This window comes from Streptomyces cadmiisoli (genome assembly GCF_003261055.1).
Lineage (GTDB): Bacteria > Actinomycetota > Actinomycetes > Streptomycetales > Streptomycetaceae > Streptomyces > Streptomyces cadmiisoli.
In genome coordinates, this window is sequence record NZ_CP030073.1 from 8,772,545 (window position 1) to 8,796,729 (window position 24,185).

The window sequence follows — 24,185 nt, forward strand, 5'->3', positions numbered from 1 at the left end:
GCTCAGTTCTCATCATTGAGGAACCTTTCGAGCACATAACACATGTATGACATGTGCACAGTAGGGTGATCGACGACCGGGGACAAGCGGTCGGGCAGAAGAAGTCGGCGTCGGTCCATGTGCCCCGCCGCACCGTCAGGTCAGCTCTTCGCGGGCCGCAGTCGCAGGCCCTGCATTCCGCCGTCGACGGCGAGGGCGGTGCCGGTGACGGACGCTGCCGCGGGGGAGGCCAGATACCCGATCGCCGCCGCGACCTCCTCGGCGGACACCAGTCGCCCTGTCGGCTGCCGGGACTCGAGTGCCTTGCGCTCCACCGCGGGGTCCTCGGAGCCGGACAGCAGACGGTCTATCCAAGGGGTGTCGGCCGTACCGGGATTGACACAGTTCACGCGGATGCCCTCGCCTATGTGGTCGGCAGCCATGGCGAGCGTCAAGGACAGCACCGCTCCCTTGCTGGCGCTGTACAGCGCGCGCTGTGGCAGTCCCGCTGTTGCGGCGATCGAGCAGGTGTTGATCACCGCTGCGTGCCGGGAGGCGCGCAGATGAGGCAACGCGGCGCGCGTCGTGCGGACCATGCCCAGGACGTTGACGTCGAGGACCCGTGCCCACTCCGCGTCGTCGTTGTCCGCCACCGTGCCCTGGGCGCCGATGCCTGCGTTGTTGACCAGGATGTCCAGGCCGCCCAGGCGCTCCGCGGTGTACGTGACCGCGGCACGGACCGATACGTCGTCGGTGACATCGCACCGTACGGAGAGCAGCAGTTCCGCGTCGTCGGCCGGGAGGGACTCCGGGGCGCTGTCGAGTACGGCGACCCGGGCGCCGCCCCGCGCCAGGTACCGGGCGGTCGCGAGCCCAATCCCCGATGCCCCTCCGGTCACCGCAGCGGCGAGACCATCGAACGCGAGAGGCGGGGGAGCGGGTATGTTCGGCATGTGGGTGTTCCTTTGGGTGCTGTTGATCAGTCCAGATGGAAGAGTTCCTCGCTGTCCACCCACCGCTCCCGCGGCCCGGCCGAGTCGAGGGGCTGCTGGCAGGGGTCGGTGAGAGCCCACCAGCGCTGGGTGTCTGGGTCGCCGGCGATGGCGGCCATGTCGGCGGCGTAGTCGTTGCCGGTGTACTCGTAGTAGGCGAACAGGGTGTCGTCCCGCAGGAAGATGGAGTAGTTCGTGATGTGGGCGCGAGAGAGTGCGTCCAGCACGGGCTGCGGAACGGAACGGTGCAGTTCGCGGTACTTGTCGGCGTGTTCCGGACGCAGCCGGATCACAGAGGCGACCCGACGGGGCGTAGGACGTTCGGACATGGCTATCCCTTGACGGCTCCTGCGGCCAAGCCGCTCATGATGTGCCGCTGCATCACGATGAAGATCACCAAAATGGGGATCACCGCGAGCAGCAGAGTGGGGAAGACCTTGGTGTAGTCCGTGGAGTACTGGCCCACGGCCGCGTACACACCGGTGGTGACGGTGTAGATGCCGCTGCCCGGACCGAGGATCATCTGCGGGCTGGCGAAGTCGTTCCAGACGCTCAGCGAGTTGAGGATGAACACGGTGGCGATGATCGGCCGCATCAGCGGCAGGATGATTCGCCACAGCGTGTGGTACTTGCCGGCGCCGTCGATGGCCGCAGCCTCGTCCAGCGACCTGGGCAGCACCCGGATGTACCCGAAGAACACGAACAGCGTGAAGGGGATGGTGGTGGCCGTCATGAACAGGATCAGCCCGGGCAGGGTGCCCATCAGCCCGATTGCGCGCAGCACGAAAATGACCGGCACCAGGATCACCTGGGTGGGTATGAACATGCCCGCGATGAAGAAGAACAACAGCAGCCGGAAGACCGGCTTCGGTGTGCGGGCCAGCGCGTACGCTGCGGGGGCGCACACCGCCATGGCGATGGCGTTCACGCACAGCACCAACGCCAAAGTGATGCCGTAGCCCTTCAGAATGCTGAAGTCCGGATTGGTCCAGGCGTCGGCCAGGTACTGGAACGTGGCCGTGCCGGGATTCAGCGAGAAGGGGTTGGCGAGGATCTCCTGCTGACTCTTGAAGGTGTTGATGACCAGGATGTACATCGGCACGAGCATGCCGAGGGACACGAGACAGATGAATGCCACGCGGACCGTGGCTGCGGTGGAGGTTGTCTTGTTCATCCGATGGACTCCGCGTCGTCCTCGGCACGCTTGCGCAGCACGAGAACGGTGATGGCCAGGACCGCAGCCGCGAGAATCAGCACAACGGCCTGGGCCGAGGCGACGCCGATGTTCCGTTGGGGGAAGGAGACTGCGAGGATCGAGTAGGCGAGGGTCTTGGTCGACCCGGCGGGCCCACCTCCTGTCAACGACACGACCACGTCGTACGTCTTCAGCAGGGAGATACCCGAGGTGATGACGGCCACCGTCACAGTGGAGGCCAGGGAGGGCCAGGTCACGGCACGGAATGTGCGCCACCGGCCGGCCCCGTCGATCCGCGCCGCCTCCAGGAGATCCGCCGGCACCGCCTGCAGGCCCGCCAGATAGAGGATCAGCTGGACGCCGAACAGCGACCAGACGATGACCAGGATCATCGACCACAGGGCCCAGTCCGGGTCACTGAGGAACGGCAGGCTGTCGGTTCCGACCTTCTCCAGCATGGTGTTGACCACGCCTTGGGGCCCGAGGACGGCTTGCCACAGAAAGCCCACCACGAGCGCGCTCAGGACATGCGGGTAGAACATCACCACCCGACCGAAGGTGTTGAACCGGTTGGTGCGCTGCAGCAGCAGTGCCAGACCCAGCGCGGCCAGGTTGACCAGGACCGCACCCACCACCGCCACCACGGCGGTGATCACCATGGTGTCGGTCATGTCGGTGGAGCCGAAAATCGTCCGGTAGTTGTCCAGACCCACGAACTCCGGTACTCGGGTGGGGAATCCGTTGTACTCGGTGAAGCTGTAGTAGAAGGCGTAGATCACCGGTACGACCAGCAGCGCGACGTAGATGAGAACCGCGGGGATGAACATGCTCACGCCGACACCGGCGTTGCGCCACCCCCGCGGCTTCGCGGGAGATGTCCGTTCCATGGATCAGCGGTTCTCTTCGACCCACTGGTCGATGGCCTTGGCGGCGTCGGCCGGGCTGGCTCCGGTGTACAGGCTCTGGGCGACCTCGGTGAACTTCGGGTTGAAGCCCGTGACAGGCAGCCGGACGTTGCCCTGGCCCTCGCCGACGGCCACCAGCTCGGGGGCGGCATCGAGGACGCTCTGGATCTGCGCGTCGATGTCCGTCTGCTTCAGTCCGGAGTCCTTGCGGAACACCCCGTCGGAGCCCAGCTGGGCCTCGATCGCCTTCGCGTCGGTGACCAGGTACTCCACCAGCTGCTTGGCGCCGTCCTCGTCACCGATCCCCTTGCGGATCATGTACGGGTTGGCCATGGTGGCGCCCTGCGGACCGGGGTAGGCCTTGCCGTCCGCCGTCGGCGGGGAGATGACGCCCACCTCGAAGGGCAGGTCCGTGGCCTTGTTGAGCGTGGCGGCGAACCAGCTGCCGTTGGTGTAGAGACCGACTTTGCCCGCGATGAAGTTGCCGTCAGCCTGCGACGGGTTGAGCCCGGCGTCACTCTTGGCTATGTAGCCGGCGTCGATCCAGTCCGAGTACATCTCGAATGCCGGCTTGTACGCCTCACCGACCGTGAGCTTCTCCTCGGAGACCGCGGTCTGCCACTTGGGGTGCAGCTGATTCAGTGTCGGGTGGTAGATCTGCTGGAGCTGAAGGCCGGTCTGGTAGTCCCCGGCGGTCTGCATCGGGGTGACACCGGCCTTCTTCAGGTCGGGAAGGTACCCGGCCAGCTCGTCCCAGGTGGTGGGTGGCTTGCTGATGCCGGCCTTCTTGAACGCGCTCTTGTTGTAGTAGATCAGCGACTGGGTCTGGGTGCCGACGCCGACTGCGTAGTGCTTGTCGCCCAGGGCGTACTCGTCGAACATCGGCGTGTTCTTCGCCCAGGCCTCGTTGCCCAGGTCGAGGAGTTCAGGCGCCGTATCATCGTCCGGGAAGATCGACTGGATGACGTCGGGCGCGGTGCCGGCGGCCAGCTGCTGGGGGAAGGACTCGGCCACGGACTTGCCGGTCGGGCCCTCGATCTTCACCTTCAGGCCGGTCTTGTCCTCGAACGGCTTGACCAGGCTCTCCCAGTACGCCTGATCGAGGTTGTCCGTGAGGTTGACCATCATCCGGATCTCGCCGTCCTCGCCCACGGACGAGCCGGTGCCCGACGAGCAGGCGGCCACCAGGAGGAGCGGCACCACGCAGGCCATCGCGGCACCGTAGGTCCTGCGCGCTCTGCTGATTGACGTCATTGTCATTTCTTTCTTCCTCGATGGTGAAAAGCCGGCAGTACGGTCGGTCGTCATAGCCGTCCTCGGTAGGGCAGGGGGCCGACGGCCGTGATGTCGGTGGGCGCTTCCCCGCCGTCGACGCGGTAGATGCCGTCGTTGGCGACGAAGAACTCGGGGACGTCCGGGTAGCGCAGTTCCTCGGGCAGAGGCTCCCGGCCGGTCCAGGCGAAGAACTCGCGTGTGAAGGTGTCCCTGTCCTTACGTCCGTAGAGGTGCAGATCGCCTGCGGTCAGCGGACTGCGCACGCTCCAGTGGAGACCTGACTCGGCCCAGTAGGAGCGGTCGCTGACCAGGACCGACTGGCGCTCCCGCGGGGCGAACACCCGGTCCCAGAACGCGTCGCCCGGACCGAGCCTGGCCATGAGGAACAGCAGGTCGTGGGCGTGCCAGGCGGTGCTGGGTGCGACATCGGCCTCGTTGTGCCAACCGCTCGCGGAGGCGAAGTATCCGGCCGGTGTCTGATAACCGGCGTAGGTGGCGAGGCAGGCTTCGGTGAACGCCTCCAACTCCGGGTCCGGGCCCTCTGCCAGGACCTCGTGGATGCCGTACAGGGTCAGTCCCATGCCCGCGATCAGCATCGGCGTGTCGGTCTTGAGGGCACGGTCGCCCTTGACGTGCCAGTAGCGGTGGTAGCGGGTGGCGCCCGTGTCGTCGGTCCACGCGGACCGTGCCACGTGCCGGCACAGCCGCCGCGCTTCGGCGAGCAGGTCTTGATCGCCCTGTGCGCGATACCCGAGCACCAGGGGGACGATCATGAGGCCGTAGTACTCGGCGGGTTCCAGGATGCCGCCTTCGGCCCGGTCCCGGGTCGTGCGGAAGGCGCCCGCGCTGTCCGCGTCCGGCACGCCCCGGTGATGGAAGAGCCGCACGAGCTCGGCCAGATCTTCCGGGATCTGGTCCGCGTACGTCTTGTCGTCGCCGAGTTCGGTGTAGAGCTGCTTGACCCAGACCCGGGCGTACTCCTGGTTGCAGGTGCCGTCCACGCCGGGCCGCCCGTCGCCGTAGATCTTGCAGGCATCCAGGTTGCGCCGCACGGAATCCAGGGCGGCGGCCACCTCGTCGGCGGGCAGCAGATGACCGGCGTGTCGCAGGGCGAGCAGCATGCCCAGGCCTCCGACGGCGTTGTGAATGAGGCCGTTGGTCGCCGACTCACCCACCTGGAAGCCGATGTGCCGGTACTGGCCGTCGGGTTGCATCTCGGTGGACTGGTAGCGCAGCAGTCGGCGCAGCAGGGCGATGCCCCGTTCGTCGGGCTGCTGAGCCAGGGCCTGGCCGTAGGCGCCGACGGCCGGGCCCGCGAAGGTGGTGTGGCCGCTGGTGAAGTCAAGGAAGGTGAAGGGATTGGTCCCCCACACGCTGTGGTTGTGGAAGCCGTTGATCGCGCCTTGCCGCGTCACCCAGCTGTGCAGCCAGCCGGCGAGTGCGGCCGTGTCCGGCGCGGTGGTGCGGTGTTCCATGGCGTTCCTTCCGGAGCGGTTCACACGGTGGCGTCACGTGCTGCGTTCAGCAGGGTCGGGTCGATGCGGTAGAAGCGGGCGGCCGTGCCGCCGAGCACAGCCGCGCGGTCGTCGGGTCCGAGACCTGCCAGCAGTTCCGCGCAGGTTTCCCAGGTGCGTCGGTGCCCCCCGGCCAGCAGGGAGATCGGCCAGTCTCCGCCGTACATGAGACGGTGCGGGCCGAACAGTTCGAGCGCGTCCTCGAAGAACGGCCGGACCGTGTCGGTGGTCCACGAGTCCAGGGGACCGCGGGCGGAGTAGAGCCCGGAGACCTTGGCGTGGACCTGGGGGTGGTGCGCGGCGGCGGTGAGTAGCTTGCGCCATCGGGCGTGCTCCTCGCGGTCGCCGCCGATGGGGGGTTTGCCGAGGTGGTCGATCACCAGCCGCAGTTCGGGGTGCCGTGCCGCCAGTTCCGGTACCTGCCTCAAGGCGCCCGGTGACGCGGTGACGTAGTCGAAAGTGAGGTCGCGCGCGGCCAGCAGGGCGAGCCCTTTGCCGACGTGGGGGCGGACGATCCACTCCGGGTCGGGCTTCTCGTGGATGAGCGCGCGTACGCCCACCATGTGCGGGTCGCACCGCAGCTGTGCGAGGCGGGATCGGGCGCGCCCTGGGTCGTCCAGTGGGACCCAGGCGACGACGGCGACGACTTCCGGGTGGGTTGCCGCGGTGGCCAGCATGTGGTCGGTGTCCGCGTCGTTGTCGGCGGCCTGTACGAGGACGCTCGCGGTGACTTCGGTGGCTTTCAGCGCCGGTCGGGCGTCCGTGAACCGCATGGCGCGGTTGATCGGTGCCATCGCGGGCCCCAGCCAGTCGTAGTCGGCGCGGGCGGGGTCCCATACGTGCAGGTGGGCGTCGATGACGATCATCGTCGTCCCCTGCCGGTGTGTGAGGGGGCGGTCGTGGAGGCGTCGTCGGGGACGAGGCCGAGAGCCGCGAGTTCGTTCCAGAGCGCATCCGGTATCGCTGCCGACAGCCGGTCCGCGTTCGTGCGGGACTGGGCGGCGTCGCGGGCCCCCACCACCACGGAGACGACCGCTGGGTGCCGCATCGGATGGGCGATTGCGGCTTGCGGCAAGGTGACCTGGTGGCGTTCGCAGACGTCCGCTATGGCCGCAGCGCGGTCGGTCAGCTCACGTGGGGCGGGCAGGTAGTCGTAGGTGGCGCCGGCCGGGGGACGGGGTGCGGCGAGGAGGCCCGAGTTGTAGACGGCCGCCGCGACGACCCCCACGCCGTGCTCCAGGGCGAAGGGCAGCAACTCCTCACGAGCGGAGTGGTCGAGCAAGGTGTGCCGGCCCGCCACCATGACGATGTCGACGTCGCAGTGTCGGATGAACCGGGTGAGCATCTCCGCCTGGTTCATGCCGACGCCGACGGCCTTCACCAGCCCTCGTTCACGCAGTTCGATCAGGGTGCTGATGCCGGTGGTGGACGCCTCGGGCCAGTGGTCGTCGGGGTCGTGGAGGTAGACGATGTCGACGTGGTCGAGGCCGAGACGTTCCAGGCTGCCCTCGAGCGAGCGCAGGATGCCGTCCCTGCTGAAGTCCCATGTGCGGCGGAACGCCGCGGGCACCGCGAACCCGCCGTCATCCTCCCGGTGCGCCGTCTCCGGGCTGGGCACCAGCAGCCGGCCCACCTTGGTGGAGACGACGAACTCGTCCCGCGGGTGGTGTGCGAGAGCGGCACCGAGCCGCTGTTCCGACAGCCCCAGTCCGTAGTGCGGAGCCGTGTCGAAGTAGCGGACGCCGCTGTCCCAGGCCGCGTGGACGGCTTCGTGGGCGTCGGCATCACCGACCCGGCGGGCGAGGTTGCCCAACTGGGCCGCGCCCAGGCCGAGTTTTGTGAGTTCGGGGAGACGTGCGGAAGTGCGGGAACGCATCGGCCTCACCGCACCCTCTTACGTGCGGAAGCCGCCAGGTCCTCAGGGTGGGCGAACGGCTTTCCGGCCGTGAAGCGCTCCACCTCATCGGTGACGGTTTCCCCGATGCGGTGCAGCTCACCGCCCATGGAGCCGGCCAGATGCGGGGTGAGCACGACGTTGTCCAGGGTCCACAACTCACTGTCCGCCGCCGGTGGTTCCGGGTCCGTGACGTCGAGCACCGCGTCGATACGGCCGGTGCGCAGCTCCCTGATCAGGGCGTCCTGGTCGACGACGGCGCCTCGAGCGGTGTTGATGAGCGTGGCTCCGTTGGGCATCAGTGCCAGTTGCCGCGCGCCGATCTGACGGCGTGTCTGTGGCGTGAGGGGCTGGTGCAGGGAGACAACCCTGCTGCGTGCCATGAGGGTGTCGAGCGGCACCAGGCGGGTGCCGAGTCGGCCGGCCTGCTCATGGCTGAGCGTCGGGTCGTACAGGAGGACATCCAGGTCGAAAGGGCGGAGCAGGGAGAGGACCGCGCGGCCCACGGTGGAGGCGCCGACGACGCCCACGGTCTGCCGGTAGTTGCCGAGGTCTGTCGGCGCGGCGAAGTGGTCGGGCCGCTTCCTGGATGTGCGGTAGGCGTGTTGGGCGAACAGGATCCGCTTGTTGGCCAGCAGAATCATTGCCAGCGTGTACTCCGCGACAGGGGTGGAGTTGGCTGCGCGGGCGTTGGCTGCGACCACTCCGCTGGTGGCGAGGGCCGCTGGGTCCTCCAGGCATGTTGCGGCCACGCCGCCCGCGTAGATCACGGCCCGCAGCCGGGAGGGCGCGGCCAGGTGAGCGGTCCGGACGACGGGTGCGTCCCAGCCCGCGATCAGGATTTCCGCGTCGGCCAGTGCCTTGCGGGCCGGCGCCGAGTCCAGTTCGTCGAGGACCAGTTCGGTGTCGATGTCGGTGGCACGGCGCAGCCGGGCCAGGGTTTCCGCGTGGAAGAGGGCGCGGGGCAGCCGTGGGTTCATGGCGAAGACGGCACGTGGTCGCGTCATGGGGTGCCCTCCCTCTCTGCGTCATCGGTGAGGGCAGCACGGCCCGTGAGGCCTCGGGGTACGGCGGGCGCTCCCGGGAAGGGGTAGGTGTCCACCGGGTTCGGGACCACGGTGCCCTGGTTCGTCGCCGCAGGTTCCGGTACGAGCCGCAGGCCGGCGGTTCGCGGCCGCACGTGGGGACCGTCGGGATGAGACCAGCCGACGACGGAGAGGTCGAGTCCGGCCAGGGCGGCTTCGTCGACCGTAATGCCCAGGCCGGGGGTGTCACCGAGCACGATCCCGCCGTCCGCGATCACCTGGTCCACGGTGACACCCACCGGTGACCCCGTGTCCTGTACTTCGCTGACGAGATGGTTGGGGATCGCAGCTGCGGCATGGGCCAGCGGATTGGCGTGGTAACCGACGGGACTGACGGGCAGGTCGTGGCTGTGGGCGAGTGTGGCGACGCGCAGGAAGTGGGTGATGCCCCAGACTCCGGCAGTCTGCACGACTTGCAGGGCGTCGGCGGCCAACAGGGGACGGAACTGCTCGAGCCCGGTCAGGTTCTCGCCGGAGGCGACAGGGGTGCGCCCGGCTCGGGCGACCGCCCGATGGCCCGGCACGTCCCAACGCCGGACCGGTTCCTCGATCCATGCCAGTTCGACATGGTCCTCGATACGGGCGAGCAGCCGGACAGCCTGGTGTCTGCCCCAGGTCTCGTTGACGTCGAGCATCAGGGCGGGGGAGCGGCGGTTGCGGCGCAGTATCTCCGCGACCGCGTGCAGCCGGGCGATGTCGCGGTCCGGGTCGAGACCACCTTTGATCTTGGCGCCGGTGAAGCCGCGGTCGGCCCAGCTCGAGTAGAGGGTGGCCAACTCCTCGTCGCCGAGGGCGATGTCGAGCCCCGATGCGTAGCCGGGCACGAAGCGGTCTCCTGCGCCCAGCGTCCGCCACAGCGGCTCGTCGGCCATCTTCGCCTTGAGGTCCCAAAGGGCCATGTCGAAGGCGCCGATGGCGCCGAAAGCGGCGCCGCTGTGACCGCTCTTGAAGGTGTGCGCCAGCATCCGGTCGTACAAGGCGGTGACAGCACGCGGATCCTGCCCTTCGAGGGCGGGAAAGACCCGCTCGGCGTCGGCGTGCGCACCGAGACCGACGCCGGTGAGGCCGCCGTCGGTCTCGACGAGCACCACCGGGACCTCCGTGATACCCCCGGCGACAACGCCGTTGGCGTCTCCGACGGGGCGGCCCCAGTGGTGCACCGTCCGGAGGGTCCGGAATCCCGTGATCTTCAAGTGCTCCCCCTCTGTGTGCGCGCTCGCGCCCCGTGCCTGTGGCAGTGGTGGGGGAGCGCGCCGGTACCTGCGTAGTGACGGGAGAATCGCGTGGTGAGGACGTCAGGGAGGGGCATGTAACGGCCCCTCAACGCAGTCGTAACGTATCATACAAGTGATGAGTTGAGGTCCGTCGGCAGTGAACTTCCGGGGCTGTGGACTAGGCGGCTGCAAGGGCCTGGCGCTGCCGCCCCAGCCCTTCGACTTCGATTTCCATCACGTCGTCAGGTCGTAGATACGGAAAGCGCCCTGACAGCGCCACGCCTTCCGGGGTACCTGTGTTGATGACGTCGCCGGGTTCCAGGACGAGGTACTGGCTCAGGTCGTGCACGAGCTGTGCGACGGAGAAGATCATGTCCGAAGTGCTCGAATCCTGGCGCGGTTCACCGTTCACGAACGAGCGCAGCCGGAGATTCTGCACGTCGGGCACGTCGCCGGCCGGGACAAGGTACGGGCCCAGCGGGTTGAACGTCGCCGCGGACTTGCCCTTCGACCACTGCCCGCCGGAGTGCTCCAACTGGAAGGCGCGCTCGGACACGTCGTTCGAGACCGTGTAGCCGGCCACATGGTCGATCGCCTGCTCGGGGGAGTCCAGGTACTGCGCCCGCCGCCCGATGACGACGGCGAGCTCGACCTCCCAGTCGGTCTTCGTCGAACCGCGAGGTATCCGCACCTCGTCGTAGGGGCCGACGACCGTGTTCGAGGGCTTGAAGAAGATCACCGGACGGGTGGGCGGCTCGCTGCCGGACTCGGCGGCGTGGGCCGCATAGTTCTGCCCGATGCAGATGACCGCGCCGGGTCGTGCGACCGGCGGTCCGAACCTCAGCCCTTTGCCGTCGAGTACGGGAAGACTGCCGTCCGTCAGCGCGCGCCGCGTCCGCGCGATGCCGTCTCCTTCGAGGAACGCGCCGTCGATGTCGGGCGCAAGGGCGGACAGGTCGCGTGTGAGGCCGTGGTCGTCGATGACGGCGGGACGTTCCCGCCCGGGCTCTCCGAGTCGTACGAATCGCATGGTGCGCACCTTTCGGTGGAGGCCGGTCTCGGCTGAATCGGACAAGGGCAAGCGGGCTGGACGGCGCACCGATCCGAACACCTGTTCGGCTTGGTGGATTCCGCGGACAGTATCGGTGTACAGGGCCGTCAGGTGTCAATATGCTGCCGATCTGTCAACTGGCTGACACTCAAAGGGCGAGAGCATGGCTGATCGAGCAGGATCTGTGTGGGCCAGCGCCACACCGGCACCGGCCGTCCTCAGAGCGGGCGCAGTACTCGACGCGCTGGCACGGGTCCGCGGCCGCGCTGTCACACCGGCCCAACTGGCCGCCGCCGCAGGCGGAATACCACGCGCGTCCGTCGTCAACATCTGCGCGGCACTCCAGGAGTGCGAGCTGGTCAGGGCCGTGGAGGGCGGCTTCGTACTCGGGCCGGGCCTGCTGCGGCTGTCCCAGGCCTACCTCGACGCACTGGATCCCGTGCGCGCCTTCAGGGAGGAGGTGGGCCGGCTCGGCGACCGGGAGGAAACCCTCCAACTGGCGACCCTGGAAGGCGCGGACGTGGTCTATCTCGCCGTGCACGAGGGCAGCGTCCTGATACGCCCGACCAGCAAGGCCGGGGCCCGGCTGCCGGCCACCTGCACGGCCCTGGGCAAAGCGATGCTGGCGGGCATACCCGAGGACGAGGTGCGCGCGCTGCTGGCGGGCCGTGAGCCTTTCGAGGCACGCACGTCCTGGTCGCTCACCACCCTCGACGCGGTGCTCACCGAACTGCGCCGCGCTCGTACGGTCGGCTACGCGATCGACGATCAGGAAACCGCCGAGGGTATCGTCTGTGTGGCGGTGGCCGTACCCGGACCGGCGACGGGTGGCCGTCCCTTCGCCGTCAGTTCGTCACTGCTCAAGTCCCAGGCGACGCCTGACCGGATGGCCGCCGTCGCCGCCCTGATCCGGGCCGTCGTGTGGCGGATGGCCGGCAAGGGCGAACGGCTCACCGGCGACGTGGACGCGTGAAAGGCGAGAGCCTGCCTCACGCCTCTCCGGTGAGGCGGCCCCCATCAGCGCTGGGGGGCGAAGACCCGGGGCCCGCCGAAAGGTAGCGGAACACCTCGCCCGCGGCATGGTCGGCGAACATCGGCCCGGCGATGTCGGGTGTGCCGGACCGCAGGACGTCCAACAGTTCGGCATGGTGCTCCGCCACCTCGGTCCAGCCGCCGACGAAGCGCGGGTCGCCCAGTACGTGCAGCTCCCACAGGCTGGACTCGATCAAGCGCCACAGCCGGATCAGGGCCGCGTTCCCGGTGGCCTCGCACACGTGCCGGTGGAAGGACATGTCGGCGTCCCGGAGCGCCCCGATGTCGCCCTGGGCCGCCGCACGGCGCAGCCGATTCACGTCGTCGGCCAGCAGACGCGCATGCTCAGCCTTCAGGGACCCGGCCACCCGGCCCGCCGCGTACTGCTCGAACATCACCCGGATGTCCCGCACATCCTGCGCCTGCCGTTCGGGGATCCGGGCCACGTAGGTGCCACGATGCGGCTGGGAGACCACCAGGCCCTCATGCGCCAGGCGCTTGAGGGCTTCACGTGGCGGGGCCTGGCTCGTGCCGAACCGGCGGGCGATCTCCGACTCCACGAGACGTCGGCCAGGTTCGAGCCGACCGTTCATGATCCATCCGCGCAGCTGCGCGTAGACGTGGTCGGAGAGCAGCTGACGTGGCATGCGAGCCGTTCCAGGTACGGGCTTGCCCTCCTGCTGCCCCGACTTCGGACCGCTCCGGCGCTTATGCGCCAACGGTGGGCCCGGACGCCTCGCCTGCTGCTCGCGCCAGATCCGGGCAACCGTGGACTGCGACATGTCCAGCGTGCCCGCCAGAGCGCGTGTGGACGGCACCGGCCCGCCGTCGCCGACCCGTTCGAGCAGCGCGGCGATATGCGCCTCCGCTCGCTGCCGGTGGCCGCTGCGCGGCCGCCCTGAACGAGGAGCGTCCCTGAGCCCGGGCACGCCCCGGCTCAGAAACCGTTCACGCCACTTCGCCACTGTGGCGGGGCGCACCCGGAGCTGCTGCGCGATCTCCGCGTCGTCCAGCCCTTCGGCACATGCCAGGACGATACGGCTGCGCAACCGCATGGCTCCGGGGGGTTGCTCGGCGAAGCCTGTGAGTGCCGCCCGGTCCGCTTCGCTCAGCTGCGGAAACGCCGGTGGATCCGGAACGGCCATGATCCCGCCTCCATTGAATTCATGGACTTATGACTCGTGAAGACCTCGATGGTGCTCGCGAGCCCATCAACTTATCGCTCCAACCAGTGTGTTGACGGCGCCCCGGCGCAAGGCCATTAATTGGCGTTGCTCGATCAGTGACCCACTAGAGCGCGGTCGACGGCATGGATGGCGAGCTCGGGCTCCCTCCGGCGCGAGACCAGTGGCCCGGCCGCCGCAGGCGACGACCGGCCGGCCGCAGCGGACCCGCACCACCGAGGCGGTCGTGTCACACCAGCCCGGACGTGTGCACCCCGTCCAGCCGTCCCATCCCGAAGACGCGATATCACCTTTCACGTGACGAGGAGGCCTCGTGCCATTTCTCCCTGCACGACGAAAGCCCAAACTGCCACTGCTGCTGGCAGTCGGCACCCTGCTGGTCACCGGCGCGGTGCTGGAGGTCCCGGACGCGAAAGCAAGTGCGGCCGGCTGCAAGGCCACCGAACTCTTCGTCGCACCCGGCGGAAACGACAGAGGCAAGGGGAGCAAGAGCAGCCCCTTCAAAACCATCGAACGAGCCCGTGACCACATACGTGACAAAGGTCTGAACCAGTCCGGCCGCATGCGCTGCGACATCCACGTCAACCTGCGCGCCGGCGACTACCCGGTCAAGCGCACCGTCGACCTCGACGACCGCGACTCCGGAACCCAGGGACACCGAGTCGTCTACCGCTCGTACGACGGCCCGGGCAAGGCCCGGGTGACAGGCGCCGAAGCCGTCACCGGCTGGAAGGAGTACAAGGACGGCATCTACCGGGCCGACGTCGGCACCGACCAGCCCTTCTACACCCTCTTCGAGGACGGCAAACGGGCCACCACCGCCCGCTACCCCAACCGCGCCGCCGACGACAAATGGTCCCCCTACATGACATCCGTGCTCAAAGAGCCCGAGAAGGAAGCCGTACGCCAATGGCTGTACTCCAACCCCGGTGAGTGGGACCTCGACTGGGACCTCAGCAACGCACAGGTGATGATCTGGTCGGGCGGCAGCTGGAGCTGGTTCACCGACACAGTCCCGATCCGGGACTGGAACCAGCCGAAGAACCAGATGACGCTCAAGTACTGGACCCGCTACGCCCTGATCAACTCCCGCGGCGGCTCCCGCTACTTCCTGCAGAACTCCCTGGACTTCCTGGACCAGGCAGGCGAGTACTACATGGACTTCAAGGCGGGCCAGCTCTACTACAAGCCACGCGGTGACATCGACGACGTCACGGTGCTGCGCCCCACGGTCAAAACACTCTTCAACCTCGCCGGGGCCGACCCGAGCCGACGGGTGGAGGGCATCACCCTTGACGGACTCACCCTGCAGTACACCGACTTCGTCGACTGGTACCGATCCGGGTGGATCAGCGACGGTGACTCGGGCTACCCGCACAAGTACCCCGAGTACGATCGCCAGATAGAGCTGCCGCGCAACCGCTTCGGCGCCGTCACCGTGACCAACAGCGAGGACATCACCCTGTCCCGGCTGCGCATGTCCGACACCGGCTACCACGCCGTCTACGCCCTGTTCGCCAACGACGGACTGACGGTCCGTGACAGTCTCCTGGAGAACATCGGCGGCGACGGAATCAAGGTCGAGGGTCCCTATCCCGGAGAGGGCAACACCTCGAACGGCCACCTGCTGACGAACAACTACATCACCCATTACGGCGAGCTGGTCCCCGGCGACGCCTCCGGCATCGAGTTGATGAACACGGGGCACAACACCGTCAGCCACAGCCACATCAAGCACAGCGCCCGCTACGGCGTCAGTCTCGAGGTGCGCCCCGAGGTGGCACCCAAGGACAACTACGCCCGAGGCAACACCTTCGAGTACTTGCGCATCGAGGAAGCCGGTCTGGACAGCGGTGACATGGGCGCCTTCTACACGTACGGCGTCAGCAACGTCGAACCGCACACCGTCGACAACCATGTGCGCCAGGTCGTCATCGGCGACGTGATCCCGGACGCCTCGATGCCGGACAGCGGAACACGGGGTGTGCACATGGACGCCGGCGGCTGCGGCTTCAGCTTCGAGGACATCGAGGTCGGGAAGACAACCGACCAGTCCTACCAGAGCTACCAGTGCAACACCGTTGAGAACGGCAACTGGGAAGCCGACTTCGACCCGTCGCGCATGGAGTACGACAAGATCGGCGTCACCGACGACTTCCCCTACCCCCTGCCGGACGGCGACACCCAGTGAGGAGCGACTGACAAGGCCGTGGCCTTGCCGGCGCAGCGCCACTCGGCGCTGCGCCGGCCGGCAGCGGATGCTGTCGGCGCGGTCATCACCTCGGCCGTGCCCACAACCTGCTCCCGGTGAACGACGGCACGGCTTCGGACCACCGCCGGTGAAGGACGCCACCGCAGCACGGCGACTCCGGGACGGGCCTCGCAGGCCTGTCCTCCGGTCCGGTGCGTTCCAGCCTGCCTCCACCAGGGTCGGCTCGATCTGGGAGGTCCCTCATGAGTGGTGCCTCCAGATTCTTGATCGCCTTATCCCTGGCCTTGTTGCGGACTGGTCTGCCGAGGGCAGCCGGCAGCCAGGCCACTCCTGTGACCGTCACTCAGGGCGCGACGAGGACCTTGCTGAGCAGCGGAAGGTGGTCGGAGGCCGTCGGGTTGCTCGTGATGACGCGGGTGACAAGCGGCGTCACCTTACGGGTCGCATAGATGAGGTCGATTCGCTCGGTGGGGGCCTCGGCCGGGTACGTCGCACCATCGCCGCGACCGTGCACCGACTTGGCCCACGCGTCGGTGTACGCCTCCTGCAACGGCTGCGACTCAGGGGCGGCGGGCAGCGCGTTGAAGTCACCCACGAGGATCCCGGGCTTCTTCTCGCCGATCAGGTCCACGATCTGCGCAGTCTGCTGAAGGCGGTCGGTCTGCGAGCTGGCGGCCAGGTGGGTGTTGTAGACCTCCACATTCTTGCCGTGGACGTCGAGCGTGGCGTGCAGCAGACCGCGCTGCTCCTGGCCCGGCGACTTGTACAGCCAGGTGTTGTCGGAGGCGGTGATCGGGTACCGCGACAGGATCGCGGTGCCGTACTGAACGCGGTGACCGCCGGGCGTCGGCGGGACGTTGTCGATGTTGGCGCCGAAGACCACGTGGTAGCCGAGCAGAGCCGCCAACTCGGCGGGCTGGTCCGCCCAGTCGCTGCGCGCGGAGTAGTGCTTGTCGACCTCCTGGAGGCCGACCACGTCGGCGCCGCTGCGGCGGATGACATCCGCGACGCGCCGCAGGTCCAGGACGTCGTCGGTGCCCTGAGCGTGGTGGATGTTGAACGTCATGACGTCCAGCACGCGGGGGCCGGGGACCCCGTTGGCGGAGATCTCCTCTGCCGAGGCAGGACTGGCGGATCCGGCGGCGGCGAGGGCGACGACAGCGGCGAGTACGGACAGGGTCCGGCGGAACATGAAGGGCCTCCTGGTACAAGTTCACCAACAATCCCGATCATGACCCGGTCCGCTGACGTGCCGTCGACTGCAATGTGAAGACACGTAGCCCCGCCGGCAACGGCGGGGAGTCGGCAGGCCGATCCCGACCCTCGGGGCTCGCATACGCCTGGCCGAGACCAGTCGTTCGGTGACTGTTCCCTTGGCCCGCTGGGTCGATACCGCGGTCCGGTTCGATGGCTCGCTCCACCCGCCCGAGCGACGGGTATCCCGTACGCGTTCACCGGGCTGTCGGTGATTCGCGGGCGCGGCAGACATCAGGCTCAAGAGACACGGGCCTGAACGCGGCTTCGTCGTCGCGCGGGCTTGGGCAGGCGTCGGTGTGGCCAATGGTGTTGGCGTGGGGAGCTGCTCCCTCTCCGGGATACTCTGCCATTTGGCGTCTTGGCGCTGCCCTAGTAGGAGGCGGGCCTGCCGCCCCTACTTGCCGCACAGCAGCTGGGTGTCGAGCACGACAGCTGGGTGTCGAGCACGACTGAATCCAGGGTGAGTCGGCGGGTGCCCTTTTGGCTCACCGGCAGCCACCGGGCGGGCATGGGTTGTAGCAGCCGCCGGGAGGACATCCGCCCTTTTCGCCTGGGGAGGAGTCGGATTCTTCGCCGGTGTTTCCCTCGTTGCTGCTTCGGTCATCGTCGGACGATCCGATGTCGGAGTCAGGGGCAGGATCTAGATACTCGGGATTCTTGGTGGGATCCTTGTACAATCCCTTGGTCGGTGGGCAGACTTGGCCCTTTTCGACTGCGTGGAGTGTGATCTCGGGTCGGTACTTAAGTGCTTGTCCAGCTTCGATGCTCTGGAAGCAGACCTTCCAGTCGGCGAAGTCACCAAACTTGTTGTCTCGGTCGTAGCCGTACTCGTCCTGATAGGCCGCCTCAAGGACAACGGGACCGCCATCGGTCCCCAACATCTCCACAGCCTTGCCGTAGGTGATGCCTTCCACGGTGGGCATCTCAGGCCACGGGATGGGCTTGCCGTCCTTCTTCGGGCACGGGGCTCCAGGCGTCACGGCCGCGAACTCAACTTTGCTCAGGGTCACTCTCTCGAAGCACACTCGCCAGTCGGCACTTGGGGTCTCGTCCAGCTCGCTGGCATCGTGGGCTGCCCCGCTCAGGCCTGTCTGCTTCACTCGTGTGAGGGCCGTGTCCACGAGTTCGCCGACCTGGCTCCCGATGGGGCTCGGCGTGGCCGTGACTGTAACGGTGGCTGCCATCTCCGGGATTGCTGACTCCTTGTCCTCGCAATCCTCACCACACGATCTCACCAGAAGGAGCAGTAACACGATGGCGAGGACAGACACGCCAGCAAACCATTTGCCACTCTTGCCTGTTGCCATTTTCTCTGGCACCCCCTCCGGGCCACCCCGGTGTGCACGCGTTCGCAACCATTGAGCGGGGTAGCCTTATGGCACACCGCCCTTACCGCCACTGAGCATGTCACTGTCGCCGGTGATGAACAGGAAAGTGAAATGCGTGCTCTGTGTTTTATCGGAGCGGGCGGCGTAGCGGCAACCGGTTCATTGATCCTTGGTGCGAAAGTGGTACTGATTGCGCACACGTGGGCCGGAGAGTGCCATACTTCCCCCCCCCGGTACTCAGGCACAGGGGTGCCAGCAGGGGATCTTCGGAGGATGCGGCCGGCTTGTGTCCTGAGATTGGGAAGCCTGGTTTTCGGCGGCGGATACTGCTGGCCTGCCACTGAACTATGCACGTGCTTCCCCCAGTCCACAGCCAAGCCCCCGTAGCATCTGGCACGTCAGTGGCTCAACACCCTCTCCGGCGCCCCATCGCGGCCTGCACTGTCGCGGAAACTTGGAGGTCTATGGGTTGACATTTGTTCGTTGGCAAGCGGAACTCCGCCACAGTGGCGGATGCGCCGACCGATCAGGGCGCGGTGTGCCGGCGAAACCCATCAGCGGGTCTCTGTCGCGCTGTCTGGCAACGTCCGTCTGATTGAACCGCGCTGGCGGAAGCGGTGAAGTGGCTCTGGGTTATGGCCTCTTCGTCCCGAAGCAATTTGGAGTGAGACGGATCCTTGGGATGCTGTGGTTCCCATCTATGTTGATGGTCCGCAGACGTACGCGCTTGTTCGCCGTTGTTCGTCTGCGTTCTGACGCCGTTAGTACTCCAGCCGTAGATCGTGATCACGGGTGTGAAGGTCGCCCGTCGGTAGCCTGCGTGTGTGGCTGAGACTTGGGACGAAGCGCAGCTGATCGCGGACGGCTTCGAGTGCGTGTACGCCGAGTTGGAGTGGTACGACGGACCGCGAGTCGGCCTTGCTGACATCGGCGGGAAACCCCACTGCTTCGACGGCTATGGCCAATACCTCGGCGACGAGGCTGACGAGTACCGTGTCTGGCCCGCCAGCGAGGCCGCGGTGCAGTGGGTGCGCGAACAGTGGGCGATCTTCGCCCGGTGGAACCAGCGCCGTGAGGCCGGGACGGTCACGCTTGAGAGTCATCCGAGCCACGGGGGAATCGATGCTCGGTACGACGAATTGACACTGCTACTGACCCCGCACCGCCAGCCACCGGACGACTCGCGTCGGCTAGTGGGCGAGCGGCGGTTCACCGCCGGTGCCCGCTACCAGGTTGAGGGGCTCGACTATTGGTTTCGGTGGCGTCCAACCAGGTGAGGTTGCCGGTGATCATTGGGTGTTGCGTGGACATCCAATGATCACCCGGCGGCCTCGGAGGCCAGCGCAGTACAGGCCCGATGGCAAGAAGCGTTCGAGGGTCTGATGAGCCGGATAACAGGCCGGTTCACCAGGGTCGAACCGCGGCGACGAGTACGGCGGTTGGTACTTGGGTTGCTGTCGGACCTGCCGCGCAAGAACTGCTGGACCCTGGCCGAACGCGCAGGCGACGCCAGCCCGGACGGCATGGAGCACATGCTGCACCGCGCGAAGTGGGACACCGATGCGGTCCGTGACGACCTGTTCGATCTTGCTATTGACGCCTTGTGCGGTACATGCCAGCATTCCAACGCACGTGACCTGAATCACAGCGACTTGAACATTCACGAGGGGATCACCTTGAGAAAAGCCATCCCAGTCTTGGGCGTCGCCAGTGCCACGATCGCCGGCATGCTGACTTTCGCGACGCCCGCAGCGGCCCATCAAGCCAGTGCCTATGTCTACACGTGGGGCGGTTTGGTGACGGCCGCGCAGGTCACGGTCTACAACGGCCACCAGCATGGGCATGTCTGCGACAAGGATGACGACGGTATGGGCGTCTACGGGCGCTTCAAGGTCACCGGGGGCGACATCTACGACGTTGCCGATTCCGATGGCGAGGGGGGCATCTGCCCCGGGTTCACCGCGCCGAGCGGTAAGTACATCACCGCGTTCGAAGCAGTCTTGCGGAGCGATCCACCGCGCAGTTCCGGCTGGAAGACGCCCTGAAGACGACCCGTCACGAGGGAGATCACGTTGAGAAGAACCACCTCATTCCTTACCGTTGCTGCTGCCTCGGCAGCCGGCGTGCTCGCCGTTGCGACGCCCGCGGCGGCCCACTACGGCTCCGCCTTCGTCAAGGACGCGGACGGAGAGCTGCTCGGGTCGATCTGGTCGTCGTACGACCACAAGACGGGGGTGGTATGCGACGAGAAAGCGGACGGTGTGGGGGTCTACGGCCGCTTCAAGGTCACCGGCGGCAAGATCTACGACGTTGCCGACAATGATGGGGCCGGCAACAGCTGTTATGAGTTCGTCGCGCCGACCGGCACTGTACTCACTCAGATCGAAGTTGTCTGGCGGGGCGGGCGTACTTCCGGCTGGCAAAGCGCCTGACGGCGGCTGTCGAACGGCCAGGTGCGCAGGCGCCTGGCCGTTCGCGCGTGACTACAGACCTTGACGGTTCGAGTTGTCAATTAGTATTCCAGCTGTAGTTCGCGATCTTTCATGCCTGGGTGGCTTGTCGCTGGTGGTGGCTGTCCTGGGATCGGGCCTGGTGGCGGCGTCGCCAGTGGGACCAGTCGAGCCGGTGGGCCGTATCGTGGACGTGTTGGACGACGAGCGCAATGAACAGGCGCTGGATCTCGTTGCAGGTGAGCGATATCAGTCCGTCGGGCCTGGGGTCGCGGGCGTGTTCGTCGGCACGGACGATCGTGAGGAAGGCATGGGCGAGCATCGCGAGGGTGACCCAGCGGTGCCGGGATGTCCAGCGTCTGACCCGGTGTTCGTCCGGTCGGGCCAGGCCTTTGCCGGACGGGAAGATCTCCTCGATCGTCCATCTGCGTCCGGCAACCCGCACCAGGGTGGACAGCGGAACCCGGATTGCTGAGTAACAGCGGAAGAAGGCGAGTTCGCCGGTGCGCCGGCCCTGCGGCGGACGAGCAGGTGGTGGTGACCGGGCCGGTCGTCGGCGAAGTTGGCCAAAGCCCAGTCGTAGAAGCGGTGGCCCTTGGCTCCGGCGCCGGCGGAGAGCTTTTACCAGGCTCGCTTCGGCAGCTTTTTGACCAGGGTGTCAGCCCGGAGCTTGCCCGCACGGGTGGTGATCTGGTGGTCGCGGGCGACGGCGAGGACGTAGCCGATCGCGTCTCTCCAGCTCGGTTCGCAGGTGCGGATTGCCCCGCAGACCTCATCGCCGGCGACCCAGGAAGCGGGAACACCGGCGTCCAGGGCGCAGCCGATCATACGTGTGGCGAGTGCAGGTTTCATCGTGAAGCCGACAGTGTCGGGCATCCCGGCATCCCGGCATCCCGGCAGCGGGCCGGGTCCTCGGTCCAGGAGCGCGGAACGTACAGTTCCCGGTCGATCGCCGCATGGCCCCGCCGGGTGGAGTAGGCGAGATAAACAGCAAACCTGGCTGTTCTCGATGCGTCCGGCGGTGCCCGCGTACTGACGCTGCACGCCCACCGTGGCGGGCCCTTCTTGAGATCACCGGTCTCGTCGACGACCAGGACTGCTGTGGCGTCGTGCAGTTCCTCGACGACGAAGCCACGGATGTCGTCGCGTACGGCGTCGGCGTCCCATTTGGCCCTCGACAGCAGATGCTGCAGTCCGTCCGGGGTCGCGTTCCCGGCATGTTCGGCGAGCGGCCAGCAGTTCTTGCGCGGCAGGTCCGACAACAAGCCGAGCACGAACGCCCCTGCCCGCCGCCGTGGTTCCACCCGGGCGAACCGTCCCGCGATACGGCCCATCAGGACCTGGAACGTCTCCTGCCACCGGGCAGGATCTATGCTGTGACCTGCGGCGACCGTCTGATCTTCTGTCTTCACGCACCGATGATCACCGGTGGCTGCACCCGTTCCCAGACCGGCCCTGATGAGCAGGATCACGGTCGGGGTCGAAGTGCCAGCTCTGGAGTTGAGTCGGCCGGTGCACATGTCCTCCCGAGAGATCCGCATACCCCTGAATGCGGTCGTTGCAGTCCTGCAGGACCTGAACGAGTTCGTGGTTTCCCTCGACCAGCTCGGATCCCGCATCGCATTCGGAACTGCCCACGAGCCTGCGCGTTTCATCTGGGGTTGCGTCCGGATCATGATCGGAAAAGCGAAAGTGCCTTCTGAGCTGCAACGATGAGGCTTGTCTAGGGTCTCGATCGTTCCAGCGGGAAGGCACTTTCTGCGTGCACACTACCCGGTCACGCCCCAAGCTCGTCGTCAGCGCCGACGGGCACGGGGTGGTCAGCCATGCCGGCTCGCGTCTACTCGCGGATCTGGCCGACGCCACCGCACTGACCAGCGCTTTCTCCGACGCTCTGTGCCGACTGCGGCCTCGTGGCACCGGGCACGACCCCGGCCGCGTCGCGGTGGACCTCGCGGTGATGCTCGCCGACGGCGGCGAGGCGATCGCCGACCTGGCCGTGCTGCGCGACCAGCGCGACGTGTTCGGCCCCGTCGCCTCCACTCCGACCGCCTGGCGGGTACTGGCAGGCATCGACACCGCGACTCTGAACGCCCTGCGGGCAGCTCGGGCCAGGGCCCGCGAGGTCGCCTGGCTGCAAGCAGACGAGACTGGACACGCCATACCCGCCTCGCAGGCCGGAGGCCGTGAACTGCCCGGCCTGGTCCTGGACATCGACGCCACCCTGGTCACCTGCCACTCCGAGAAGGAACAGGCCGCCGCCACCTACAAACGCGGCTTCGGCTACCACCCACTGCTCTGCTTCCTGGACAACACCGGCGAGGCCCTGGCAGGTCTCCTGCGACCGGGCAACGCCGGAGCGAACACCGCAGCCGACCACGTCGCCCTCCTCGACCAGGCCCTCGCACAGATCCCCGACGCTCACCGCCACGGCACCCCAGTCCTCATCCGCGCCGACAGCGCGGGCAGCGCCAAAGCCTTCCTCGCTCACATCCGGGCCCTGCGGGAACGCGGGATCCACACCTTCTTCTCCGTCGGGTATCCCGTCACCGAGCCAGTCCGTCGCGCGATCCGGGCCCTGCCCGAGCACGTCTGGCACCCCGCGCTGGAACAAGACGGTGCCTTGCGCGCCAGTGCCGAGGTCGCCGAGCTGACCGGCCTGGTCGACCTCACCGGATACCCGGACGGCACCCGCATCATCGTCCGCCGCGAGCGTCCCCACCCCGGCGCCCAGCTGTCCCTCTTCGACCAGGACGAAGGCATGCGCCACCAGGTCTTCCTCACCGACTCGCCCGTCGCAGGCAGCGGCTCGATCCAGCACCTGGAGGTCCGCCACCGTGCCCACGCCCGGGTCGAGGACCACATCCGCTGCGGCAAGACCACCGGCTTCGGTCGCTTCCCCTCCCGCCACTTCGCGATCAACCAGGTCTGGCTGGAGCTGTCCCTGACCGCGGTCGACCTGCTGGCCTGGACGCGAACCCTGCTACTGGACGGCGAGTTGGCCACCGCCGAGCCCAAGAAGCTCCGCTACCGGCTCCTGCACGCCGCAGCCCGGATCACGGGCGGAGCCCGTCGCCTACGGCTACGGATCACCACTACCTGGCCCTGGCGCCACGAGCTGACCGCCGCGTTCAGCCGCCTCGTCGCACTGCCCCGACCGGCCACGTGACAGACAAGACCGCCACTGACCACCCACGACCCGAGGACCCAGGAGCACCCGGCCATCGCGCCGGGCCTGCGGCATGCCCACCATCCAACAGCAGCCCCACGACCTCCGGCACGGGCGTTCACCCAGCTCAGCCGACCCGAACCGAAACACGGAGGCGAGCACACCATCGGTAAGTTCATCGTCGACTGGGATGTCGCCCGGCGCCTGTCCCGAGCACGACACGTCATCAGTGTCGCGCTGGACGAGCAACTGAGCGAAGAAGACAACGCCGAGATCGATGCCCCGTGTGATCAGGGCCGCTTCTACGGCATGGACAGCACCATCAGCCCCTCCACTGACCACTTCAGCTGAGGCACCAAGCGCATCGGGCCGGACCAATCGAGACGGGGATCAGTTCGGCCCGAGGCCTGGTACCGGGCTAGCAAGATCACGATCTACAGCTGGAGTAT

The 24,185-nt window shown here is 67.3% G+C and carries 23 protein-coding genes and 1 pseudogene; 7 read left to right on the forward strand and 17 right to left on the reverse strand.

Annotated elements, in window-relative coordinates; genetic code table 11:
- Window positions 1-140 precede the first annotated feature (140 nt).
- From DN051_RS38540 to DN051_RS38590, 11 genes are all read right to left on the reverse strand, one after another.
- Window positions 141-932, reverse strand: coding sequence for an SDR family NAD(P)-dependent oxidoreductase (locus DN051_RS38540; protein ID WP_112441518.1), 792 nt, complete (start codon window positions 930-932; stop codon window positions 141-143).
- 26 nt (window positions 933-958) lie between these two features.
- Window positions 959-1,300 (reverse strand): L-rhamnose mutarotase, encoded by a 342-nt coding sequence (locus tag DN051_RS38545; protein WP_112441520.1) that lies wholly within the window; start codon window positions 1,298-1,300, stop codon window positions 959-961.
- 2 nt (window positions 1,301-1,302) lie between these two features.
- Window positions 1,303-2,145, reverse strand: coding sequence for a carbohydrate ABC transporter permease (locus tag DN051_RS38550; protein ID WP_112441521.1), 843 nt, complete (start codon window positions 2,143-2,145; stop codon window positions 1,303-1,305).
- Entirely contained in the window at window positions 2,142-2,993 is an 852-nt protein-coding gene (locus DN051_RS38555) for a carbohydrate ABC transporter permease (RefSeq protein ID WP_246041179.1), read from the reverse strand. The genes DN051_RS38550 and DN051_RS38555 overlap by 4 nt, the downstream gene beginning before the upstream one ends.
- Before the next feature lie 63 nt (window positions 2,994-3,056).
- Window positions 3,057-4,331: an ABC transporter substrate-binding protein gene (locus tag DN051_RS38560; protein ID WP_234388877.1), complete on the reverse strand. Its 1,275-nt coding sequence runs from the start codon at window positions 4,329-4,331 to the stop codon at window positions 3,057-3,059.
- A gap of 44 nt (window positions 4,332-4,375) precedes the next feature.
- Window positions 4,376-5,821 (reverse strand): hypothetical protein, encoded by a 1,446-nt coding sequence (locus DN051_RS38565; RefSeq protein WP_246040762.1) that lies wholly within the window; start codon window positions 5,819-5,821, stop codon window positions 4,376-4,378.
- A 20-nt stretch (window positions 5,822-5,841) separates the two neighbouring features.
- Window positions 5,842-6,726: an amidohydrolase family protein gene (locus tag DN051_RS38570; RefSeq protein WP_112441527.1), complete on the reverse strand. Its 885-nt coding sequence runs from the start codon at window positions 6,724-6,726 to the stop codon at window positions 5,842-5,844.
- Window positions 6,723-7,736, reverse strand: a complete 1,014-nt coding sequence (locus DN051_RS38575; RefSeq protein ID WP_112441529.1) for an aldo/keto reductase — start codon at window positions 7,734-7,736, stop codon at window positions 6,723-6,725. The genes DN051_RS38570 and DN051_RS38575 overlap by 4 nt, the downstream gene beginning before the upstream one ends.
- Window positions 7,737-7,741: 5 nt before the next feature.
- Window positions 7,742-8,761, reverse strand: coding sequence for a hydroxyacid dehydrogenase (locus DN051_RS38580; RefSeq protein WP_112441531.1), 1,020 nt, complete (start codon window positions 8,759-8,761; stop codon window positions 7,742-7,744).
- Window positions 8,758-10,032, reverse strand: coding sequence for a mandelate racemase/muconate lactonizing enzyme family protein (locus DN051_RS38585; protein WP_112441533.1), 1,275 nt, complete (start codon window positions 10,030-10,032; stop codon window positions 8,758-8,760). Before DN051_RS38585 ends, DN051_RS38580 begins: the two co-directional genes overlap by 4 nt.
- A 199-nt stretch (window positions 10,033-10,231) precedes the next feature.
- Window positions 10,232-11,083: a fumarylacetoacetate hydrolase family protein gene (locus DN051_RS38590; RefSeq protein WP_053760431.1), complete on the reverse strand. Its 852-nt coding sequence runs from the start codon at window positions 11,081-11,083 to the stop codon at window positions 10,232-10,234.
- A gap of 184 nt (window positions 11,084-11,267) precedes the next feature.
- Here DN051_RS38590 and DN051_RS38595 point away from each other — a divergent pair, with 184 nt between their 5' ends.
- Complete coding sequence (locus tag DN051_RS38595) at window positions 11,268-12,077, forward strand: IclR family transcriptional regulator (protein WP_112441535.1); 810 nt, start codon at window positions 11,268-11,270, stop codon at window positions 12,075-12,077.
- Between the two features lie 16 nt (window positions 12,078-12,093).
- Here DN051_RS38595 and DN051_RS38600 read toward each other — a convergent pair whose 3' ends face one another.
- Complete coding sequence (locus DN051_RS38600; protein ID WP_112441537.1) at window positions 12,094-13,281, reverse strand: GntR family transcriptional regulator; 1,188 nt, start codon at window positions 13,279-13,281, stop codon at window positions 12,094-12,096.
- A gap of 352 nt (window positions 13,282-13,633) precedes the next feature.
- Between DN051_RS38600 and DN051_RS38605 the strand changes: the two genes are divergently transcribed.
- On the forward strand, window positions 13,634-15,511 hold the full coding sequence (locus DN051_RS38605; RefSeq protein ID WP_112441539.1) for a right-handed parallel beta-helix repeat-containing protein: 1,878 nt from the start codon (window positions 13,634-13,636) through the stop codon (window positions 15,509-15,511).
- Between the two features lie 364 nt (window positions 15,512-15,875).
- Here the strand turns inward: DN051_RS38605 and DN051_RS38610 are convergent, their stop codons facing one another.
- Together DN051_RS38610 and DN051_RS45335 are read right to left on the reverse strand one after the other, a co-directional pair.
- Window positions 15,876-16,724: an endonuclease/exonuclease/phosphatase family protein gene (locus DN051_RS38610; protein WP_053760435.1), complete on the reverse strand. Its 849-nt coding sequence runs from the start codon at window positions 16,722-16,724 to the stop codon at window positions 15,876-15,878.
- A 550-nt stretch (window positions 16,725-17,274) separates the two neighbouring features.
- Window positions 17,275-18,096, reverse strand: a complete 822-nt coding sequence (locus DN051_RS45335) for a hypothetical protein (protein ID WP_162625084.1) — start codon at window positions 18,094-18,096, stop codon at window positions 17,275-17,277.
- Between the two features lie 845 nt (window positions 18,097-18,941).
- On the opposite strand from DN051_RS45335, the gene DN051_RS38615 reads away from it, so the two are divergent.
- The 3 genes and pseudogenes from DN051_RS38615 (at window position 18,942) to DN051_RS38625 (ending at window position 20,549) form a co-directional block, all read left to right on the forward strand.
- Entirely contained in the window at window positions 18,942-19,394 is a 453-nt protein-coding gene (locus tag DN051_RS38615) for a hypothetical protein (RefSeq protein WP_112441541.1), read from the forward strand.
- Window positions 19,395-19,499: 105 nt separating this feature from the next.
- Window positions 19,500-19,721 (forward strand): annotated as a pseudogene (locus DN051_RS38620) (transposase); the annotation flags it as partial.
- A 468-nt stretch (window positions 19,722-20,189) separates the two neighbouring features.
- Window positions 20,190-20,549 carry a hypothetical protein gene (locus DN051_RS38625; protein WP_162625085.1) on the forward strand — a complete coding sequence of 120 codons (360 nt, stop codon included), beginning with the start codon at window positions 20,190-20,192 and terminating at the stop codon, window positions 20,547-20,549.
- A gap of 109 nt (window positions 20,550-20,658) precedes the next feature.
- On the opposite strand, the gene DN051_RS45340 is transcribed toward DN051_RS38625, so the two are convergent.
- The 3 genes from DN051_RS45340 to DN051_RS46810 all read right to left on the reverse strand — a co-directional run bounded on the left by DN051_RS45340 (window position 20,659) and on the right by DN051_RS46810 (window position 21,979).
- Window positions 20,659-21,012, reverse strand: coding sequence for a hypothetical protein (locus DN051_RS45340; protein WP_162625086.1), 354 nt, complete (start codon window positions 21,010-21,012; stop codon window positions 20,659-20,661).
- 176 nt (window positions 21,013-21,188) lie between these two features.
- Window positions 21,189-21,419 (reverse strand): hypothetical protein, encoded by a 231-nt coding sequence (locus tag DN051_RS47915; protein ID WP_425471702.1) that lies wholly within the window; start codon window positions 21,417-21,419, stop codon window positions 21,189-21,191.
- A complete protein-coding gene (locus tag DN051_RS46810) occupies window positions 21,416-21,979 on the reverse strand; it encodes an IS701 family transposase (RefSeq protein WP_425471703.1) in 564 nt (187 codons plus the stop codon). Before DN051_RS46810 ends, DN051_RS47915 begins: the two co-directional genes overlap by 4 nt.
- A gap of 46 nt (window positions 21,980-22,025) precedes the next feature.
- Here DN051_RS46810 and DN051_RS45345 point away from each other — a divergent pair, with 46 nt between their 5' ends.
- Together DN051_RS45345 and DN051_RS38645 are read left to right on the forward strand one after the other, a co-directional pair.
- Window positions 22,026-22,283 carry a hypothetical protein gene (locus tag DN051_RS45345; RefSeq protein WP_162625087.1) on the forward strand — a complete coding sequence of 86 codons (258 nt, stop codon included), beginning with the start codon at window positions 22,026-22,028 and terminating at the stop codon, window positions 22,281-22,283.
- 46 nt (window positions 22,284-22,329) lie between these two features.
- A complete protein-coding gene (locus DN051_RS38645) occupies window positions 22,330-23,736 on the forward strand; it encodes an IS1380 family transposase (protein WP_112441547.1) in 1,407 nt (468 codons plus the stop codon).
- Window positions 23,737-24,185 lie beyond the last annotated feature (449 nt).

What these genes read in the sequence shown, in the direction of transcription:
- DN051_RS38540 (WP_112441518.1), bottom strand. Translation starts at nt 932, where the DNA reads ATGCCGAACATACCCGCTCCCCCGCCTCTCGCGTTCGATGGTCTCGCC.
- DN051_RS38545 (WP_112441520.1), bottom strand. Translation starts at nt 1,300, where the DNA reads ATGTCCGAACGTCCTACGCCCCGTCGGGTCGCCTCTGTGATCCGGCTG.
- DN051_RS38550 (WP_112441521.1), bottom strand. Translation starts at nt 2,145, where the DNA reads ATGAACAAGACAACCTCCACCGCAGCCACGGTCCGCGTGGCATTCATC.
- DN051_RS38555 (WP_246041179.1), bottom strand. Translation starts at nt 2,993, where the DNA reads ATGTTCATCCCCGCGGTTCTCATCTACGTCGCGCTGCTGGTCGTACCG.
- DN051_RS38560 (WP_234388877.1), bottom strand. Translation starts at nt 4,331, where the DNA reads ATGACAATGACGTCAATCAGCAGAGCGCGCAGGACCTACGGTGCCGCG.
- DN051_RS38565 (WP_246040762.1), bottom strand. Translation starts at nt 5,821, where the DNA reads ATGGAACACCGCACCACCGCGCCGGACACGGCCGCACTCGCCGGCTGG.
- DN051_RS38570 (WP_112441527.1), bottom strand. Translation starts at nt 6,726, where the DNA reads ATGATCGTCATCGACGCCCACCTGCACGTATGGGACCCCGCCCGCGCC.
- DN051_RS38575 (WP_112441529.1), bottom strand. Translation starts at nt 7,736, where the DNA reads ATGCGTTCCCGCACTTCCGCACGTCTCCCCGAACTCACAAAACTCGGC.
- DN051_RS38580 (WP_112441531.1), bottom strand. Translation starts at nt 8,761, where the DNA reads ATGACGCGACCACGTGCCGTCTTCGCCATGAACCCACGGCTGCCCCGC.
- DN051_RS38590 (WP_053760431.1), bottom strand. Translation starts at nt 11,083, where the DNA reads ATGCGATTCGTACGACTCGGAGAGCCCGGGCGGGAACGTCCCGCCGTC.
- DN051_RS38595 (WP_112441535.1), top strand. Translation starts at nt 11,268, where the DNA reads ATGGCTGATCGAGCAGGATCTGTGTGGGCCAGCGCCACACCGGCACCG.
- DN051_RS38600 (WP_112441537.1), bottom strand. Translation starts at nt 13,281, where the DNA reads ATGGCCGTTCCGGATCCACCGGCGTTTCCGCAGCTGAGCGAAGCGGAC.
- DN051_RS38610 (WP_053760435.1), bottom strand. Translation starts at nt 16,724, where the DNA reads ATGTTCCGCCGGACCCTGTCCGTACTCGCCGCTGTCGTCGCCCTCGCC.
- DN051_RS45335 (WP_162625084.1), bottom strand. Translation starts at nt 18,096, where the DNA reads ATGGCAACAGGCAAGAGTGGCAAATGGTTTGCTGGCGTGTCTGTCCTC.
- DN051_RS47915 (WP_425471702.1), bottom strand. Translation starts at nt 21,419, where the DNA reads ATGAAACCTGCACTCGCCACACGTATGATCGGCTGCGCCCTGGACGCC.
- DN051_RS45345 (WP_162625087.1), top strand. Translation starts at nt 22,026, where the DNA reads ATGAGCAGGATCACGGTCGGGGTCGAAGTGCCAGCTCTGGAGTTGAGT.